The sequence below is a fragment of the Legionella qingyii genome (genome assembly GCF_003184185.1).
Genome location: NZ_QHJG01000022.1, coordinates 67,465 through 85,777, shown reverse-complemented (window position 1 = coordinate 85,777; position 18,313 = coordinate 67,465). Strand labels below are relative to the sequence as shown.

The window sequence follows — 18,313 nt, the reverse complement described above, 5'->3', positions numbered from 1 at the left end:
TAGGTTAAGGGTTAAAGTTTTGTGTTCTTGATTAGTGCCCCCTGATTTGGGGAAGAGCCAAAAATCCGCCAAAATCTTTCAGATTGGCAGCATTCGGAAATGCCTATTCAATACCGCGATACGAAGCAGAAGCTTATACGTGAGATAGAAAAACGCGTTAATGAATTGGAAGTGCCGATATCAGATAAAAGTAGTGATCATATTCATCAGTCGCTTTTAGATGTGCATAAAAATACTAACAAAGCCCAATTGCTCAGTAAAGCTGTAATTATGACTTATAATCAAACTAAAGATGAAAAGATTGATCCTAAAGCAGTACTAAACACAGCTACAGATTCCATTAGAATAGCATGGAATTTGGCTACTGGATTTGCTTTTGATGACTCCAAGTCGTTGAAAGAAAAAGCAATAGGCTTTGCAAAGGCATGCATTCAAGGAACTATGGGCATGTGTCAAGGAGCATTAAAGGGATATGAAGAAGGCAAAGGTTTTTTTGACACGGTCACCAAAATGGTAGCAGGAAGCTTTGACCAAGGTATGAAGGGATATAACCGATCACTTGCCACGAGTAGTTTGGATGATAGGAATAGAGCTGAGCAAATTATATCGGATATTAGAGCAGAACATGCAAAAGTTCGGAATGATCCCGATCAGAGTTCTATAACAGAAGCGCGAAAAATGATCAACGAGGAAGAAGAAAACTATATAAAAGAACTGGAGGGAAAATTAACACCCACCATCTCTAAAGAAGAACTTTCAAAAACAGTACGTTCCTTAGAATTACTACAATTGAGTAATGCTGCTACTTCCTTACAAAGCACCGGTTTATCATTCATGCATCGCGCACTTCTTGGAGAACAAAAAAATGTTTCCTCTCAAGTTTTAGAACAATTAGGAAAAGATACTTTAAATGTCACCAAAAATTTGAATCAACTACTTGATGATGACAAACAAAATCTACCATCAAAATTATGGACCATGACCAAAGCTTATGCTGATGCGGCACAAGAAGGTATAAAATCATTCTTTCAAGGCTTCAAAGGGGGTGATTTAAAAGAAAAAACGGTCAATGCTTTGGTCAGTGGCTTTTCCAGTTTTATGAGTAAATTTTCTGAAGCTCTTGAGAATAGTAATGCCAAAAAAGAATCACTTGAGAAAAGTAATACAGAAACGAAATCGTTCCCATTGGAGGATGATGAAAATATAGCGTTGACTACCCTGTCTCCGACCAATGGAAGTCAGCTCCAAAAGATACCAGAATTTTCAAGTGACCCAAAACCTTCATCGGGTGAAAATGGTGTAAAAGAAGATAATCTAAGTCCGAGTACCCCTCATAACTAGAACCATCCTATGACTTAGGGAGTTACTGAGCGCATGATGGGATTTTGTAATGAGATCAATGTCTCTGTTGATTGTATTTCCTCAATAAGCTGAATTTTATTGACTAATAGTTGCTGTAATGTGTCTATTGATTGACACATTACTTTAATAAAGATATTAAAATGATGGCCAATAGTATAATAAGCTTCAATCACTTCTTCTAAGTTTTCCAGTTTTTTTAAGACTGCCTGATAATCTTTTGCATGATTCAGCGTAATTCCAATGAAACAACAGACATCATATCCTAATCGTTTCGGGTTAATATGCACATGCACCCCTTCAATAATCCCTGCCTGGCGCATCTTTTCTACACGTACATGAATCGTAGCAGGACTTACAGCATACGTTTTAGCTAATTCTGCATAAGCGGTACGTGCATTTTTTATTAAAGAATTAAGTATTTTTTTGTCAAGATCATCGATTTGATAATTTTCAAGGTCTTTCATTGATTTTATTTAAATATAATCTAATAAGAATTATATTTTACTGAATATAATTTATCTTATCTATTTTTATTTTAAATTTGTGATAAAAATATTCAAAAAAAGAAATATAATGTCAACTTAAATTATTTTTGAGGTAAAATTATGAAGCAGGCATTCATTGAAAAACAAAAGCAAATAAGTTCTGTCAAGGCTTTTTTTTCGCGCGAATTGGAACAAAAATTAAGTCTTATTGAGGTGCAAGGGCCATTATTGACTAGTGTAGGGGATGGCGTACAAGATAACTTGTCAGGTACCGAACAAGCGGTCTCGGTTAAGGTTAAAGCCATACCAGAACGTACTTTTGAGATTGTTCATTCTTTAGCGAAATGGAAAAGAAAGTTACTCGCAGAATTTGCTTTTCAAGCAGAAGAAGGTATTTATACTCATATGAGTGCTTTAAGACCTGATGAGGAAGTTTTAAGTGCCACTCATTCAGTTTTTGTAGATCAATGGGATTGGGAGCGGGTCATCGATGATAAAGATCGCTCTTTAAGCTATTTGAAAAAAACAGTTATTGAACTTTATGACGCAATAAAGAAAACGGAAAAAATGGTTAGTGATCTATATAGTTTAAAACCATTTCTACCAGAGTATATTCATTTTATTTATTCTGAAGAATTACTTGCCCTATATCCTCATCTATCGCCAAAAGACCGAGAGCGGGCTATTACCAAAAAATATGGAGCCGTTTTTTTAATTGGAATTGGTGGCGCACTATCCGATGGAAAACCTCATGATTTGCGCGCCCCTGATTATGACGATTGGAGCACCGTCAATGAAGTGGGATTAACCGGGCTAAATGGTGATATTTTGGTTTGGAACCCGGTACTTTCTGATGTTTTTGAAATTTCTTCGATGGGTATTCGAGTAAATGAAGCCATATTAAAATACCAACTGGCATTGACAGGTTGCCAGCATCGTTTGAATTTTGATTGGCACCAGAAATTAATATCCGGATTTTTACCGCAAACGATTGGGGGCGGAATTGGCCAGTCTCGTTTAGCAATGCTTTTGTTACAGAAAAAACATATTGGGCAAGTTCAATGTGGTGTTTGGCCCGAAGCTACAGAAATTTGATAACAATGAAGAGCAATCACCATAATCCAAGGTACTACGGTACACTTGGATTACGATATAAGTCTTATCAGGGAAACACAATTTATTTCGCAAAATATACTTATTTGTGATGTTGGCGTTCGTTTAATCAACTATAATTTTTAATCATAAAGCTCGCATTTTAATGGATAAGCAAATGCAAAAAGAATGGATTTCATTTTCATTCGGCAGTGTTGGCAGGATTATATTCATACTTCTTAATCTTGCTCAGACATCATTTGCACAAGAACCCTCAACGAGCAGTCAACCATCCATTAAGATCGGAAGTAGTACGGCCTTAGAGGGACCAGCACAAACTCTGGGACAACGTATGACCCTGGGTGAACAGATATATTTTGATAAAATAAACGCTTCCGGGGGTATCAATGGTAAAAAAGTAACATTGATTGTACATAATGATTCATATGAACCTTCGCTTACTGCGCCTAACATGCGCAAATTAATTACGCAGGAGCAGGTACTTGCTGTCATAGGTAATGTAGGATCTCCTACTGCTGCAGTTTCAGTCCCAATTGCCCAAGAATTGAAGACATTGCTCTACGGTTGCTATGCTGGGGCACAAGTACTCCATAAAAAGCCACCTGATCGATACATTTTTAATTTTCGTGCAAGCTATGCAGAGGAAACGGCTGCTATGGTAAAAGGTTTGTTGAGGGCGGGAGTTAAACCTGATGAGATAGCCTTTTTTACCCAAAATGATTTATTTGGAGACTCTGGGTATATGGGGGCTATAGCCGCATTAAAAAAAGCAGGTTATCAAGATCCAGAAAAATTAGCTCATGGTCGATTCACCAGAAATACATTAAATGTTGAAGAAGGGCTGTCAGAAATTCTGGATGCAAAAAAATTACCAAAAGCAATCATTATCGTTGCTCCTTATCAGCCCGCTGCTCAATTCATTAAGTTGGCAACTAAAGAGTTGCCTAATACCTTGTTTCTCAATGTTTCTTTTGTAGGAAGTGAAACCTTAGCAAAGGAACTTGAGTCAGTAGGAGAAAATCATGTGATAGTGACTCAGGTTGTTCCGAGTTATGATTCGGAGCTCCCCGCTGTTAAGGAGTATCGGGAAAGTCTAAAAAAATATGCAAAGGATGCCCAGCCTGGCTACGTTTCATTAGAAGGTTATCTCGCGACGAAGTTATTTACTCTGGGATTACAACGGGCTGCAGACGCGAAAAAATTGACCCGAGAAGGGATTGTTCAGGTCATGGAAAACATGCACGATGTGGATATCGGTATCGGCATTCCTATCAGTTATGATAAAAACAATCACCAGGCACTGCATATGGTTTGGCCTACTATATTAAGAAATGGGAAATTTACCTCTTTTGATTGGACTGAATTGAGTCCATTAGTCAAGGATAAATGGAAGGATCATTAATGTACAGGAAACTAAAATTATCATTGGTAAATGTGTTTCTGTTATTTTTTATTCTTACTATCATTTTTACGCTGATTCTTAGCTCGGCGGCGCTTTATTTTAACCATCAACTAATCCAAAATCAGAATCTCTTATTAACTGTTTTTTCAATCGAAAACGCGCGATTTAAAATGAGTAATGCACGAGCTTTATTTTTAGTGAGGCAACAAAGCATTTTAACAGCTCGAGAAGAAGATGAATTATCCAAATTGGAGTCTCGTGTACCTATAGAGTCGCGTTTTATTGAAGGCCAGGAAAAATTAGCCTCTGTTACCAGTGAAGTTCCCCCTGTCTCGCAAGCACTTCAAAAACTTAAAGTGACCTATCAGGACTTTTTAAAAATTGATGACAGATTATTGAGATTGACCCAAGCTTTTTTGAAAACGAAAAAAGAATTGGCCGATCAAAAACAGCTCATTGATAAAGAAGTTAAAACAATTCACAACCAGTCAGAAAATATCAGTGGTGTTTTAACTTATCAATATAAAAAAAACATACGCCAACTACGTGGTTATCTCCATGAGGGGAAACTTACGCAAAGCGACCAGCTTAAAACAACTTTAGATGATCTGATTTTTAATAATATTTCTGATGCATTCCGCGTTGATGAAAAAATTAATACTGAGCTGGCATTTCTCATGGGATTAATCGAGCAACTCGCGGAAGAAGAGAATTCAGATGAATTGAATAATTTAGAGAAGAATCAACTTCTACCGCTCATACCGTTAACACACTCTAAATTGCAACAACTAAACAATTTATTACAGGATAACCCACAACTGCATCAATCTGCACTGGATTTGAGTCGTCAATTTGATTTGGTTGCTAACCAATTAACTAAAGGCTCAGGAAGTATCATTTCTCTACGTAAAGAACTCAATAATCTCAAATTGCAATTACAAAAAAATCATATCGAGGTACAAAACAATCTAGTGAGTCTCTCGAAACAATTTGACAACTTGGATGCAATAACAAGAAAACTAAAGGGGCAATCATTACTGACTTTTCAACAACTTATTTCAACCAATCGTATGATTATGATCAGTTTGCCTATTGGGATACTGTCGTTAACTATCATTGTAGCGTACATTTTTTTACATGCTATTTCCAAATCATTGAATGCATTAACTATGGCAATGCAAAGGATTACCAAAAATAAGGTCAGCTTAAAACATCGTTTAGAGATGACTCCCTACAATGATTTGAACGAGGTCGTGACAAGTTTTAATACCATGTCTCAAAGTCTGCACTATACACAAGAGCATTTACACGAATTGGTTGAATCAAGAACCATGGAGCTGAAAAATGTAAATCAAAATCTGGAAAAGCTGGTGGTTCAATTAAACGAAGCCAAGAAAGATTCTGAAGTGGCAAATAAAGCCAAATCTGAATTTATTGCTAATACCAGCCACGAATTACGTACCCCACTTAATGCCATCATAGGGTACTGCGAATTATTGGAAGAAGAAATGGAAGATGCCGGCCATGAGAGTTATCTGGATGATCTCAAAAAAATAGAGTCTTCAGCAAAACATTTGTTGTCTCTTATCAACGATATATTGGATTTATCGAAGATGGAAGCGGGCAAGATGGATATTTTTCTGGAAGATGTCAATGTCCCCAATATGATTAAGGATCTGGAGGCTATAATTGTTCCCTTGGTAAATAAGAATATGAATTCATTCAAATACGAGATCGACCCCCAAGTGAGTATCATGCACACAGATCTCGTAAAAGTAAGGCAATGCCTGTTAAATTTAATCAGCAATGCGGCTAAATTTACTAAAGAAGGTACGATTATTTTATCTGTGAAGCCGATAATGAGTAACGATAAATCGTACATACAATTTGCAGTGAGTGATACAGGGATCGGCCTAACACGTGAGCAATTAGGTACATTGTTCAAAGCGTTTTCTCAGGCGGAGTCGTCAACAACACGTCGATTCGGTGGTACTGGATTGGGTCTTTATTTGACCAAAAGCTTTTCTAAAATACTGGGAGGAGATGTCACTATTGAGAGTGAATATGGTAAAGGTTCCACGTTCACCATCATGTTACCAATGATTAGCACCGTGGGTGTTGAGAAAATATCTCCGGAAAAACTACCACAACTGAATGCCAAAGAAAAAGCAGCAGTTAAAACAGTTCTCGTGGTTGATGATGATCCTGAAATTCATAAAATAATGGAGAAAAGCCTGAATGAATCAGGTATCCGAGTATTGCACGCGTTCCATGGGGAAGAATGCCTTTCTTTGGCAAGAAAATACCAACCTGACTTGATTACTCTTGATGTTATTATGCCCATGATGGATGGATGGGCCACTTTGTCGGCATTAAAAGCTGATGCCAATCTTGTGAATATTCCCGTGATTTTAGTTTCGATGCTGCTGGAAAAAGACCTGGGTTTTGCTTTAGGTGCTGTTGATTATCTCAATAAACCGATTGAGCCTAGGGCACTAATGGATAAAATTGAGCACATATTACCTAAGGATGCACTCAAGTCTGTATTAATTGTGGATGATGAAGCGGATTCACGGCAGATCATGGGAAGAGCCATCAAAAAATCCAAGTGGAACGTGCTGGAAGCTAAAAATGGCCGTGATGCGTTAGCTGTTTTAGCGGAGCAAACCCCTTCTCTTATCCTCCTGGATTTATTAATGCCAGAGATGGATGGTTTTGATGTTATACGCGAATTACAAAAGCATGAGAAGTGGGCTCAAATTCCCGTAATTATTGTAACTGCAAAAGAATTGACTCAGGAAGAACGCGATTTTCTAATGAATTCGAGCAAAGTTGTTTTACAAAAAAATTCTTATAATCGCCAACAACTTATTGCAACGATAACGGATCAGATTGGACAAATAATTAAAAATCGTTAGGAGATACTGCTATGGCGGTAAAAATCTTGATTGTGGAAGATAATGAATTGAATCTTGATATGTTATCAAGACGTTTGCAACGTAAAGGATATGGAGTGAGCTGCGCAGTGGATGGAGAAAAAGGAGTTATCATGGCAAGAGATGAACATCCTGATCTTATTTTAATGGACTTAAGCCTGCCTGTTTTAGATGGCTATGAAGCGACGCGACAACTCAAATCAGATCCAAATACCCAATCCATCCCTATTATTGCTTTAACAGCACATGCGATGGTGGGCGATCGGGAAAAAGCGGTAGCAGCAGGTTGCGATGAATACGAAGTGAAGCCTATTGAGCTTCCCCGCCTTCTTGAGAAGATCGAACGGTTAGTAAAAAAAGCTGCAGAGTAAAAGAGTATTTCACTCGATAAGGGAACAGAATTAATGAATCTCAATAAAAAAGCAAAGCCGAATCGTAACGTAACTCTAACACGTGAACGAGAAGCTTTATTTGCCAGCTTACGGAGTGAGTTTTCCACACCTCTTGATGTAATTGTTGGCTATGCTGAGATTTTACTTGATGAGCTTGCATTCTATCACCTTGACAGGTACGAGGATGATCTTGAAAAGATTTTACAATCAGGAAAACTCTTGCAACGCCGTGTCGATGAAGTTTTAAGCTTTGGCTCGATTGAGAGAAAACCAAAAGCGTTTAATTTGAAAACATTTAGTAGTGATTTGCAATTTAATTTACTTACACCACTCAATTCAGTGATTGGCTATTGTGAGTTGCTTTTGGATGAAGAATTCTCAATGGAGCAAGAACAGTTTATTTATGATATTGAAAAGATTCTTTTGGCTGCAAAATTGTTTATTGGATACATTGACGAAATCAATAAATTGGCCCAAGTGCAATGGAAGGGCTCTGATTTATTAGCGCAATTTAAAAAGTCGAACCTGGTAATTCGTGATGTGATTATCTCCATTCCTCCGCTTGACAAGAAAATTATATTTCAACCTAAAGCGTACAGAGGTTCTATTCTCGTTGTTGAAGATAATGAAATGGCAAGAGATTTAGTAATACGTCGACTCAAGCATTATGGGTTTAATGCAACACCTTGCGGAGATGCTTCCAAAGTGCTTGACGAAATAGACAGAGGCAATTTCGATTTAATACTTTTATCAATTATCACATCAGGGATAAGTGGTTTTGACGTTTTAAAAAGAATTAGGGGCCACAGCCTTTATTATTACCTTCCTGTGATTGTCATTTCTCCGCTCAAAGAAATTGATGCAGTTGTACGTTGTCTCGAAATGGGGGCTGATGATTATCTTCTTAAACCATTTAATCCTGTTATTTTTAAAGCACGCATCGAATCTTCCATAGAGAAAAAAATGCTGAGGGATAAAGAAAAACTCTATCTTGCCCAATTAAAAGAAGCAAAGAAAAAATCGGATGATCTATTGTTGAGTATTGTGCCAAGTGCTATTGCAGAACGTTTGAAACAGGGCGAACAAACAATTGTTGAGCGATTTTCTTCTGTCACAGCCATATTTATCGATATTGTCAATTTTTCGAAATTAGCAGACAAACTGACTCCAAGTGAGTTAATTGAGATGTTGAATATCATATTTTCGGCTATGGATGAACTTACAGATCAATTCGGTCTTGAAAAAATTAAAACGATAGGTGATTGCTATATGGCGGTGGCTGGTGCACCAATCAAAAATCGATCTCACGCTGAATGTGTTGCTGACTTTGCATGTAGTGTCCTTGAAAAGATAAAGATGGTGAATGAACAGTTTCTTTTTCCCATTCATCTTCGCATAGGGATTCATACTGGAGCTGTAGTGGGTGGTGTCATAGGAAAGAAAAAATTTGCTTATGATCTGTGGGGAAAAACGATCAATATCGCGAGCCGTATGGAGTCTCACGGTGAGCCGGATCGAATTCATGTGAGTGAAGAAACTTATCAACTGCTGAAAGCTCTTTTTGTATTTGAAAAAAGAGGGACTATTTTGGTTAAAGGAATAGGCAACATGCCAACCTATTTTTTAGTAAAGCGACTGGTTAAGTCCTGAATCCGTTATTTTTATAATTTCATGTAATTATAAATTAAAGTACTAAAATTAATTTATGCATATAAAATACTACTAATTATATGGACATAAATTACAAGCTCGCAAGAAGTTCAATTATTTTAAAAGAGTATGTGAACAAGTATGCTTATATAGGATTAAGCATTGCGATTTGTAGTATATTAATCGCTTCACTGGTTGTGTCTTATCAAATAACCGGTTTTGTCAATCTGAATGGCTTTATTAAAGCACAAACAACAAATCCCGCTATTTGGATTCTCGATCTAACCCCTTTTCTCTTTGCTTATTGGGGACAATCATTTTTTCATGGATTGGTGAATACTGCAGAATCACTGGTTGCAGATAAAACCGAGGCACTTCGATACAAAAGTAGCGATCTCGAATCAAAACTAAAATATAAAAGTGAGCATGATTATTTTACACAGCTGCCCAATGCTTTTCTGTTTAGCGAACAAATCAAACAAGCCATTAATAAAATTGAGGAATCGAATGAATTGGCGGTCATTATATTAAAGTTAAATGATTTTAAAGTCATTCACGACAATTTCGGTAATTTTAATGCCAACAGTGTTTTAATTCAGTTTGTTAAAAAATTAAAAGATATGTTAGTTAATCCTTTTATGTTACAGGCTACCATGGGAATAAATACTATTGCTCGCGTTGAAAGCGATGAATTTGCTTTATTATTACCAAGATTGAATGAACAAATTAATTACAATACCTTGTTGGAGGCCATTATTGATGCAACTAATCTTGATCTTATAGTAGATGGAATTCATGTAAATATCGGTACCACTGCTGGGGCTGTGATTTATCCTCGTGATGGAGAGGATGATGTTTCATTAATAAGTCATGCACGAACGGCAGTCTTTCATGCAAGGAAGAACAAAATACCTTTTGCTATTTATAATTCAAACATGGAAGAGGACTTTACTACCAATCGAATTGTGATGAATGCATTAAAGAAATCCATAGAAAATCAGGAGATGAAGCTCTATTATCAACCTTGTGTGGAGCTGAAAACCGGTAGAATTATTGGGGCTGAGGTCATGGTTCGTTTTGTACATGAACAGTATGGATTAATCAGTCTGGAAAAATTTATGCCGCTTATCGAGAGATCAAGTTTAACCCAGCAATTAACATCGTTCATGTTAATAAATGTTACAAAACAATTAGCGCTTTGGCACCAGGCTGGACATAAGATTTTTGCATCAGTCAATTTATCGGTTCAGGATGCAATTGATAAAAAATTACCTGAATTTGTAGAGAAATTACTTAATGAACATAAAATTGCCCCCGAGTATTTAACATTGGAATTCAATGAGCGCGCTTGTTTATCGGATCAGGAAAAATCAATAGAGGTGTTAAATCAATTGAGCCGTTTAGGTGTAAAGATATCAATACATGATTTTTGCAGTGGCTATTCTTCTTTTCTGTATTTGGAAAATCTCCCAATCAATGAAATAAAAATTGAGAAATCTCTTATTTTGAACATGACTAAAGACAAGAAGAAATCGAAAATGGTTGAAGCTATTGTTAAATTGGCACAAACCTTGGATTTAGAGGTTTTGGCTGATGGAGTAAAAAATAAGGAAATTAAAGATCAACTCAAACAATATGGTTGTAAATATGGACAAGGAACGTATTTCTCAAACCAACTAAGTCCTTATGAATTTATGGCTTTGTTGGATTCAGGTATAAGATGATAAGCGATTTGAACAGGACTTGCGAAAAACTCTAAGGTTGAGGCAAAAAATGTTTTTACTGAGGGAGTTAAGATATACTAAATGACCGAATTAAAAACATTTTTTAACGAAGAGATTGGAGTTTTTCGTAAGTTCTGTTGAAATGAAAGAGGAGGCTCTTTTACTCCTCCTCTAAGAGTTTTCATTCATTTAATTTAGTCGTAAATCCTGGCTTCTGGGGCTCATTTGTTGACGTTGTACTGGGTTCAGTACTTGGAGTATTAAAAATTCCAACTTTCCCTATGGCATTGCTTAAAGTATGAACGTCTTCATTAATACTGAGTTGAGCAAGTGCACTTGTTTCTGGTATTGGAACCGATACCTCTGCCTTGCTATTATTGTCATCTGAGGGTGGGTAAGTTTTAGATAGTGTTTCTTTGATTCCTGATTTGGTTTGCAAAATGACACCGGTCATTTCTATTTTATCTGCGAACTTTATCGCACTTTCTACATATTCGACATTGCCCGACTCTAAAATTAGCTGAACTTCTTTTCCAGCGAAAAATTTATTTAACGTCCCATCAAATAAAAAGGGCGCTAAATCATCCTTTTTGTGAGTGCATAGATTTAAATCGCCTCTATAGGTTACTTTATCAAAATCCCCACTATTCTTAATGGTTGTTAATAATTCAATGAGTTTCTTTTTTACATCGTTATTATCGTATTGTTCAGGAAGATCTCCTTCTAGTTTTTTTAAATCTCCTTGTTTTAAGCCGTCCTTTTTAATTAACGTAAAACCATTAAACGTGGATTGGAATTTCTCATGATAACTTGAAATCACGAGTTCTTTGTTTGGTGTGATTGCGTAAGAGATATAAATTTTTGGGGACATAATCATAACCTTCCGTATTGAATTAAATAAGGCTCACTATAATTATTTATAATATAGACTATTTGTTCTATTATGGTGCTAAAATTAGTCTGGCTGAGTCGGAATCCAGGGATGCTGCAATTGGCTGAGGTCATAGCTCGTTTTGTACATGCCCTAAGATTTCTCATTCATTTATTTTAGTGGTAAATCCTGCTCTCGGGGTCTCATTTGTCGACGTTGTACTGGGTTCAGTACTTGGAGTATTAAAAATTCCCACTTTACTCAAGGCATCACTTAAAGCGAGAGGGTCATTAATATTCACAGTAGATTGAGCAAGTTCACCAGTCTCTGGTGCTGGAACAGGTGTCTCAGACGAACTCTTATTGGCATTTGATGGTGGGTAAGTTTTAGATAGTACATCTTGGGATCCTGATTTGGTTTGCAAAATGACACCAGTCATTTCAATGTTATCCGCGAACTTTATAGCACCTTCTACATATTCGGTATTCGCTGACTCTAAAATTAACTGAACTTCTTTTCCAGCGAAAAATTTATTTAACGTCCCATCAAATAAAAAAGGTGCTAAATCATCCTTTTTGTGAGTGCATAAATTTAAATCGCCTCTATAAGTTACTTTATCAAAATCCCCACTATTCTTAATGGTTGTTAATAATTCAATCAGCTTCTTTTTTACATCGTCATTGTCGTATTGTTCAGGAAGCTCCCCCTCTAGTTTTTTTAAGTCTCCTGGTTTTAAACCATCTTTTTTAATTAAAGCAAAACCATTAATCATGGATTGGACTTTTTCATGATAACTTGAGATCACGAGTTCTTTGTTTGGGGTGATTGCGTAAGAGATATAAATTTTGGGGGACATAATCATAACCTCTCATATTTAATAAAATAAGGCTCAATGTAATTATTTATAATATAGACTATTTGTTCCATTAAAGTACGGAAATCAGTCTGGAGGAGTTGGAATCTTGGGGTGCTGGAATTGATTTCTTATAATATGCAATAAAAAAATCTTTAGCCTGCGATGGTGCTTCAAACCCCTTAGAATTACTACATTTAAGACCCACTCCGATACTTGCATTTTGTATGCTGTATTTGCTTTCGTTTAAAATTAATTCTGCGTAATCTAATGATTCTAAAACATGCTTATATTCAGCCTGGGCTTCTTCAAATTTGAAATTATTGAGTAACCACAAACAATAATGAGATAGCGCATCGGCCAAAACCATATAACCATAACTGCCATAATACGGAAGCATAAGTTTGCTATTGGCGATAAGTTCTTGGTAAAGGCTATAGGAATCTTCAGCACTAGCTTGTTGTAATTTATAGTAAATGTATTCGTTATAACGTTGAATCGCATGAACGGAACCGTGTCGAATTGCAATTTTGATTGATTCCATTTCAGAAAATCCAAAATCAGTTTTTATGTTTTTTCTTATTTCTTGCGAGAGATGAAAAAAATAAGCTCCTCGTACTAAATCAAATTGATTTAATTGTGGTTGTGAAAAAAACATTATTAAAGGTAGATTTTTTTGCTGGGCTAAAGCGACACCATAGGCACACCATATTTTCCCCCAATATTCTTTCAATTCTGAATGATTACAAAATATTTCAATGGATGGGTCGTGATAAGCAATTCGAGCAATTGTTTCAATTTTCAGGTTTTTAATTAGTTCAAGTTTTTTTTTATGATTTGCTTGATTAAATATATAGATAAATATCCTATCTTGTATTGTTAATTTTAACGACGTATTCAATGTCTTAAAATCAAAAAAACCATGCATATTTATTACCTTATTATCTACTTGCTAAGTTTTAGGGAATCGAAAATGCGTTCATCTCATGTCCCGTTTCCTCTATTGGACTCAATGGAGATAATATCATTTAAACTACATGGATCAAAACGGCGTTTTAATATGGCCATCTTATGACGCCATAAACACATTTTGGTATGAGATACGATGATGGGTGTAATTAGAGTCTCGAGATTATTTTTTTATATTATAAACCGGTAAATCAAACGGGGATTCAAAGATATTTTTACACGGCTCATAAACTCTTTGAAAATTATAATTTGCTGGGGCTCGGAGCATTTGCTCCGAGCAAACAATACTATTTTGCGGCAATTTCTTTCCACCAATTTGTTTTGGTTTCTGTTGCCCAGTGTCCTTCACGCATACGAGCAACAAAAGCCTCTGCTTTTTCAGGAGTTGATGATTTTTGATCTAATTTGATGCACCAATCCCATTCGCCTGTTGTAGTCCACATTTTTTCTACGCCATCCCATTTTGCCATTGCATTCATATCAGATATTGATTTGTTACTTTTTACAAAAATTACACTATTCCATGTATTCATTATTACGATCCTTATAAAAATTTGTTTAAGTAATCTACCAGAGTCGATGACTCAAGCTTATTAAGAATAGAATAATTCTAAAGTTCTTTCCAGGAATCCAGAAAATTTTTATTGCTTGATTTTTGTAGTTATTTTTCAAAACTTTTATAGATGTAAAAAAATCTGTATCGTGGGTACAGTAAAGAGAAATTCGCTATACTGCACCCAGATTGCATATTGAACATTTAAGTCAATTATATCCATCGTTTGTACAATTGGTTTTTTTTGTATCCATGCGCATTCTTTGTTATCATTCAGTCAAATTTTAATTTTGTCTAAAAAAGAATGCCTGATAAAAAATCTGAAATCCTCTCTTGTACCATCGAACAAGATCAAGTTGCTGTTGCTCAGCAATGGGCAAATACCTTTATCTATAATTCGAAGGATGATATAGCGGTTAATATGACGCAGTTATTGCTGTCCTGTTTAGCTTCTTGTGACTTCAAAGTGCGTCCTTATTTATCCAAATCGCCTGAATTACAAGCTCCTTCGGATCAATTAAGTATTGCTGATTATTTATCCCATGCCAGCCGTATTATTCTTGACTATCAAGGGTTAAGCGGAGACAGTAGAGAAGAATTATTAAGTTATTTTCCTGATCCGGATGAAAAAAAGAATAAGGTTTTTTCCCGCTCAGCCACTCATAATGTACGTCGCGATATGGAAGGGAACGTTGTCGAAGGGAAGGGATTTCTGTTGGGTTTAATAGGGCAATTACCCGGACTTATTAAGACTCCTCAAGATTTTGGTATTAATATCGCTATGGGGGGGGATGGGCAAGATAATTTTTATGGGAAAAAAATATCAGCCAATGGTTGCAGTGGCCATTTTTACTTTCACCGCAATGACAGTGATTGCTTGCTCATGCTTGGGCTTGAGCAAACAGCGCCAGCGGCTTCTGCATTTGAATTTTTGATGGGAGCCCAAAGGGATGCCAATAATGTACAACAAGATCATGATCAATTCGGTCAAGGGCATTCATTAAAAGGGGCTTCTGACACATATACAGCTGCCGGGTCTTTATATTTTAGTGATCCAGTGTATCAAGCAAAACTTTTATTGGAAAAAGGAGTTTTTCCACCGGATAAATATGGAGCAATGCAAGTCACGATTACCGATAAAAATTGGCCATATGTCAAAGAAACTTTAGAAAAACTGAGATCGCTCGCTGATGAAGAGCATAAAGAGGATCTATTAGCATTGCTGCTCACCAAACCAGCAACTGCTGTAGCGTTTAAAGATACTCCCTTAAGTTATATTGCACTTGATTTCGATAGTTATTTGAAACGTATCTATCAAGTGTTTATTATTGAGAGTCAAGTGGATGTTGAGAGTCAACGCCACCTCTCCAATTTACAGACTAATCTATTAATAACTATCAAAAAATTACAACAAGGCCACATTGATAGTTATGGGATGTTGGAACATCAAATTGCAGAAATTATTCAATTAAAAAATATTCCAGTTGCGTACCAGAAAGCTATTGTTCGTATTCAAGAGTTGTTTAAGTTACAGCTTGAGATTGATCCGAAATTGAATCAAACTCATCAGGAGCTTTTGCTAAAAAATCAATACGATGATTTACAGGAAGAAAGTAAAGTTATCCTGGAAAAATTATTGAGTATTCAAAAGCATTTTCAACATCAGTCTGTTACCAACGAGCAAGAAACGCTGCAATTCTTTCTTCAGCAGCTCGAGATCCAAATTCGAGCCCTGCAAAATCCATTCTCATCCTCTTTAGAAGAGAAGGCTGATTTAGGTACAAGCTGGGTATTGTGCGATTATCCGCTTTCAATCAGTATGGATTCTGTCGACAAGTTAAGACAAACAATAGAGCGGGCTAAAGTATTTACTCAGACTATCTCTTTGACACAGAGTGATGAAATCTCATTCCCTGAATTCATATTAGGATTACAAAAAAATTTCTTACCCTTTGCTCAAATCAATCTTATTGATTATACGAAACTAGACTTAAACGATCTGGCTAAGCAATTTAATCAGTATGTGGATATTTTAGCGCAAAACGCAGAAACTCTTAATCTTTGGGAACACACTTCTTCACAGATAACAAATATTCTCGTTGACTGCTCGAATAATAATGCCGAGCTTAGTCTTGGACATGCTTTTGTACCGCAGTATCGTGAAAGTACAATCCTAAGACGTTTGTTTACTGTTGATCTTAACGATCTTGGTACTTTGCGTTTTAAACCCTATGAAGGGCCTGCTGAGAAATATGCAAATAAGCATCCTGATTCTTATTGGTGCAACATCAGTAGACTTCTTACAGCGGGTTCTGATGTGATTTCCATGCTCCGAACTTTAAAAAAGCAACAGAATAATAACGCCTCATGGGAAGATTTGAGTGGTACAGTAAGTTTGTTTCAAGATGCTGTAGAACGATTTAAAGACGCGAGTGCAGTAATAACAAAAAAGCATCTTGATGCTATAGAAAAACCTTCTGATGAAGTTTTTGAAAGTCCTTTTTTCTATTTCATCAGTGATAAAGCACTAAAAGACATGAATGGCGTACAACTTGCTACTGTATGTTTGGAAGAGTTAAATGCAGAAAAGCCTAGTGCTTTGGTAAAACGCATCACGAATAGCAAAGAATTATGGCAACGTATGGATGAAGCACTTCATATTGAAGAGACTGAGTTCAAAAGGCGTAAAGATAATGTTGAGCAGAAAATTATTCAATTACGCACAATCCACCATTTTGGAGAGTTAGTCCGCCAGTTTAAAGAACATGCCGATCTGATAGACAAAGAGAAGTTTTTTTCCGAACTGCAAAAGTTATCGCAAGAATTTCCCTTCATTTTTGAAGCCAGTAAAGCCGTTGAAAATGCTCAGATTGAGCTCACAAAACTACGTGAGTTCCTAGGGCTTCTGCATGATTTTGCAAACACGAAAGATCAAGCTGTCACACTTAAGCTATTTAAGCTATTGGAACAAAAATATCTAATGCTTCCAGAACAAGAACAAATACACTATGCCTCTCAAATGAGAGAGTCCACAGCTCTTGTTTATAAGACGTATCTTGAAAAAATCAATGAATCGCAAATAATTGAAGAGAGAAGAATAAATTTTTGTGTTTTAAATCAATTAATTGGAACATTACCAGAAGAATCATTTCAGGTTGAACATAAAGTTAAACAAACAGAGGATAGTTTGTATCAATTATATTTTGACGTAAAAAATGCAACTTCTGTAAATGCCAAAAAGCGTATATTTGATAATCCATTATTTGCTTCGACGATAAAGAATTATGAGCAATTAAGTAGCGAGCTTACCTCTGAGTGCGCCAAAAAAATTCATAAGCAATTAACACGGACCAAAGTTATTTATGAAAAGCTTCTTCAGGCCAAAGTTATTTCACTTGAGTCTTCAAACAAATCCATAGATGCACTTTTAAATCAACTAGCACCAATACTTGATAGTATTAAAGAGCCTCTGCAAAGCCAATTAACAAAGGCAGTGTTACAGGATGAAGTTCTTAAGCGAACAATTCTAAGAAAAGGAACTGATAAAAAGTTCACCTCAGTTTTGCTCGAGGATCTGTTAACTCTAAAAGAGTTTCGAGAGCAAAAAATTGCTCTAAGCAAAGAGAAAAACTATGGCAGCGAATACGATCAATCAATCGATCGATTTTATGAAAGAGCCTTGGATATCCGTTTGTCAGATCTTCCCATAAAACAACAGGCTGATGACATAATTAGTGCTGCCCGCACTGAGTTTAAACATCGTCACGATGCTCGCCGCTTAATTGCCGATATAGCCATGATAGTTAGTGTCACTTTTTTTGGCTTAGGAATTTTTATAGGAATAGGGCGTTTAGCTGCAGGAAAAACTCTATTTTTCAGCCGGTTTCTCAATGAGGTTGAAACTGATAGAGAGGCAGATTTAAAAAATCATTGGCTTGCTAAGGAATTACCGAAAGAAGGAAGTGAAACTCGTTTACTGAACGCTCCTGCAGCTTGAGAAGCG

13 protein-coding genes are annotated in these 18,313 nt (G+C 36.2%); 8 read left to right on the top strand and 5 right to left on the bottom strand.

The features are described 5' to 3' along the window. Positions 1-99: 99 nt before the first annotated feature. Complete coding sequence (locus DGG96_RS14155) at positions 100-1,341, top strand: hypothetical protein (RefSeq protein ID WP_110143298.1); 1,242 nt, start codon at positions 100-102, stop codon at positions 1,339-1,341. A 14-nt stretch (positions 1,342-1,355) separates the two neighbouring features. Here the strand turns inward: DGG96_RS14155 and asnC are convergent, their stop codons facing one another. Beyond that, a complete protein-coding gene (asnC, locus tag DGG96_RS14150; protein WP_110143297.1) occupies positions 1,356-1,826 on the bottom strand; it encodes a transcriptional regulator AsnC in 471 nt (156 codons plus the stop codon). A 141-nt stretch (positions 1,827-1,967) separates the two neighbouring features. Here asnC and asnA point away from each other — a divergent pair, with 141 nt between their 5' ends. From asnA to DGG96_RS14120, 6 genes are all read left to right on the top strand, one after another. Then, the gene (gene asnA, locus DGG96_RS14145; RefSeq protein WP_110143296.1) at positions 1,968-2,942 is read left to right on the top strand and encodes an aspartate--ammonia ligase; all 975 of its coding nucleotides are present in this window, start codon (positions 1,968-1,970) and stop codon (positions 2,940-2,942) included. A 175-nt stretch (positions 2,943-3,117) separates the two neighbouring features. After that, positions 3,118-4,362 carry an ABC transporter substrate-binding protein gene (locus tag DGG96_RS14140; RefSeq protein ID WP_110143295.1) on the top strand — a complete coding sequence of 415 codons (1,245 nt, stop codon included), beginning with the start codon at positions 3,118-3,120 and terminating at the stop codon, positions 4,360-4,362. Next, a complete protein-coding gene (locus DGG96_RS14135; RefSeq protein WP_158618849.1) occupies positions 4,362-7,280 on the top strand; it encodes a response regulator in 2,919 nt (972 codons plus the stop codon). Before DGG96_RS14140 ends, DGG96_RS14135 begins: the two co-directional genes overlap by 1 nt. 11 nt (positions 7,281-7,291) lie before the next feature. Then, entirely contained in the window at positions 7,292-7,669 is a 378-nt protein-coding gene (locus DGG96_RS14130; protein WP_110143293.1) for a response regulator, read from the top strand. A gap of 33 nt (positions 7,670-7,702) precedes the next feature. Continuing rightward, positions 7,703-9,340, top strand: a complete 1,638-nt coding sequence (locus tag DGG96_RS14125) for an adenylate/guanylate cyclase domain-containing protein (protein WP_110143292.1) — start codon at positions 7,703-7,705, stop codon at positions 9,338-9,340. A gap of 80 nt (positions 9,341-9,420) precedes the next feature. Beyond that, the gene (locus DGG96_RS14120) at positions 9,421-11,064 is read left to right on the top strand and encodes a putative bifunctional diguanylate cyclase/phosphodiesterase (protein ID WP_110143291.1); all 1,644 of its coding nucleotides are present in this window, start codon (positions 9,421-9,423) and stop codon (positions 11,062-11,064) included. A gap of 181 nt (positions 11,065-11,245) precedes the next feature. Here the strand turns inward: DGG96_RS14120 and DGG96_RS14115 are convergent, their stop codons facing one another. The 4 genes from DGG96_RS14115 to DGG96_RS14100 all read right to left on the bottom strand — a co-directional run bounded on the left by DGG96_RS14115 (position 11,246) and on the right by DGG96_RS14100 (position 14,290). Beyond that, positions 11,246-11,935 (bottom strand): hypothetical protein, encoded by a 690-nt coding sequence (locus tag DGG96_RS14115; protein ID WP_110143290.1) that lies wholly within the window; start codon positions 11,933-11,935, stop codon positions 11,246-11,248. A gap of 163 nt (positions 11,936-12,098) precedes the next feature. Continuing rightward, on the bottom strand, positions 12,099-12,791 hold the full coding sequence (locus tag DGG96_RS14110) for a hypothetical protein (RefSeq protein WP_110143306.1): 693 nt from the start codon (positions 12,789-12,791) through the stop codon (positions 12,099-12,101). Positions 12,792-12,861: 70 nt separating this feature from the next. After that, on the bottom strand, positions 12,862-13,716 hold the full coding sequence (locus DGG96_RS14105; protein ID WP_110143289.1) for a DUF5630 domain-containing protein: 855 nt from the start codon (positions 13,714-13,716) through the stop codon (positions 12,862-12,864). A 328-nt stretch (positions 13,717-14,044) separates the two neighbouring features. Beyond that, positions 14,045-14,290 (bottom strand): hypothetical protein, encoded by a 246-nt coding sequence (locus DGG96_RS14100; protein ID WP_110143288.1) that lies wholly within the window; start codon positions 14,288-14,290, stop codon positions 14,045-14,047. A 324-nt stretch (positions 14,291-14,614) separates the two neighbouring features. Between DGG96_RS14100 and DGG96_RS14095 the strand changes: the two genes are divergently transcribed. After that, complete coding sequence (locus DGG96_RS14095) at positions 14,615-18,307, top strand: LepB GTPase-activating domain-containing protein (protein ID WP_110143287.1); 3,693 nt, start codon at positions 14,615-14,617, stop codon at positions 18,305-18,307. Positions 18,308-18,313: the final 6 nt, after the last annotated feature.

What these genes read in the sequence shown, in the direction of transcription:
- DGG96_RS14105 (WP_110143289.1), bottom strand. Translation starts at nt 13,716, where the DNA reads ATGCATGGTTTTTTTGATTTTAAGACATTGAATACGTCGTTAAAATTA.
- DGG96_RS14130 (WP_110143293.1), top strand. Translation starts at nt 7,292, where the DNA reads ATGGCGGTAAAAATCTTGATTGTGGAAGATAATGAATTGAATCTTGAT.
- DGG96_RS14135 (WP_158618849.1), top strand. Translation starts at nt 4,362, where the DNA reads ATGTACAGGAAACTAAAATTATCATTGGTAAATGTGTTTCTGTTATTT.
- DGG96_RS14155 (WP_110143298.1), top strand. Translation starts at nt 100, where the DNA reads ATGCCTATTCAATACCGCGATACGAAGCAGAAGCTTATACGTGAGATA.
- DGG96_RS14120 (WP_110143291.1), top strand. Translation starts at nt 9,421, where the DNA reads ATGGACATAAATTACAAGCTCGCAAGAAGTTCAATTATTTTAAAAGAG.
- asnA (WP_110143296.1), top strand. Translation starts at nt 1,968, where the DNA reads ATGAAGCAGGCATTCATTGAAAAACAAAAGCAAATAAGTTCTGTCAAG.
- DGG96_RS14125 (WP_110143292.1), top strand. Translation starts at nt 7,703, where the DNA reads ATGAATCTCAATAAAAAAGCAAAGCCGAATCGTAACGTAACTCTAACA.
- asnC (WP_110143297.1), bottom strand. Translation starts at nt 1,826, where the DNA reads ATGAAAGACCTTGAAAATTATCAAATCGATGATCTTGACAAAAAAATA.
- DGG96_RS14095 (WP_110143287.1), top strand. Translation starts at nt 14,615, where the DNA reads ATGCCTGATAAAAAATCTGAAATCCTCTCTTGTACCATCGAACAAGAT.
- DGG96_RS14100 (WP_110143288.1), bottom strand. Translation starts at nt 14,290, where the DNA reads ATGAATACATGGAATAGTGTAATTTTTGTAAAAAGTAACAAATCAATA.
- DGG96_RS14140 (WP_110143295.1), top strand. Translation starts at nt 3,118, where the DNA reads ATGCAAAAAGAATGGATTTCATTTTCATTCGGCAGTGTTGGCAGGATT.
- DGG96_RS14115 (WP_110143290.1), bottom strand. Translation starts at nt 11,935, where the DNA reads ATGTCCCCAAAAATTTATATCTCTTACGCAATCACACCAAACAAAGAA.
- DGG96_RS14110 (WP_110143306.1), bottom strand. Translation starts at nt 12,791, where the DNA reads ATGTCCCCCAAAATTTATATCTCTTACGCAATCACCCCAAACAAAGAA.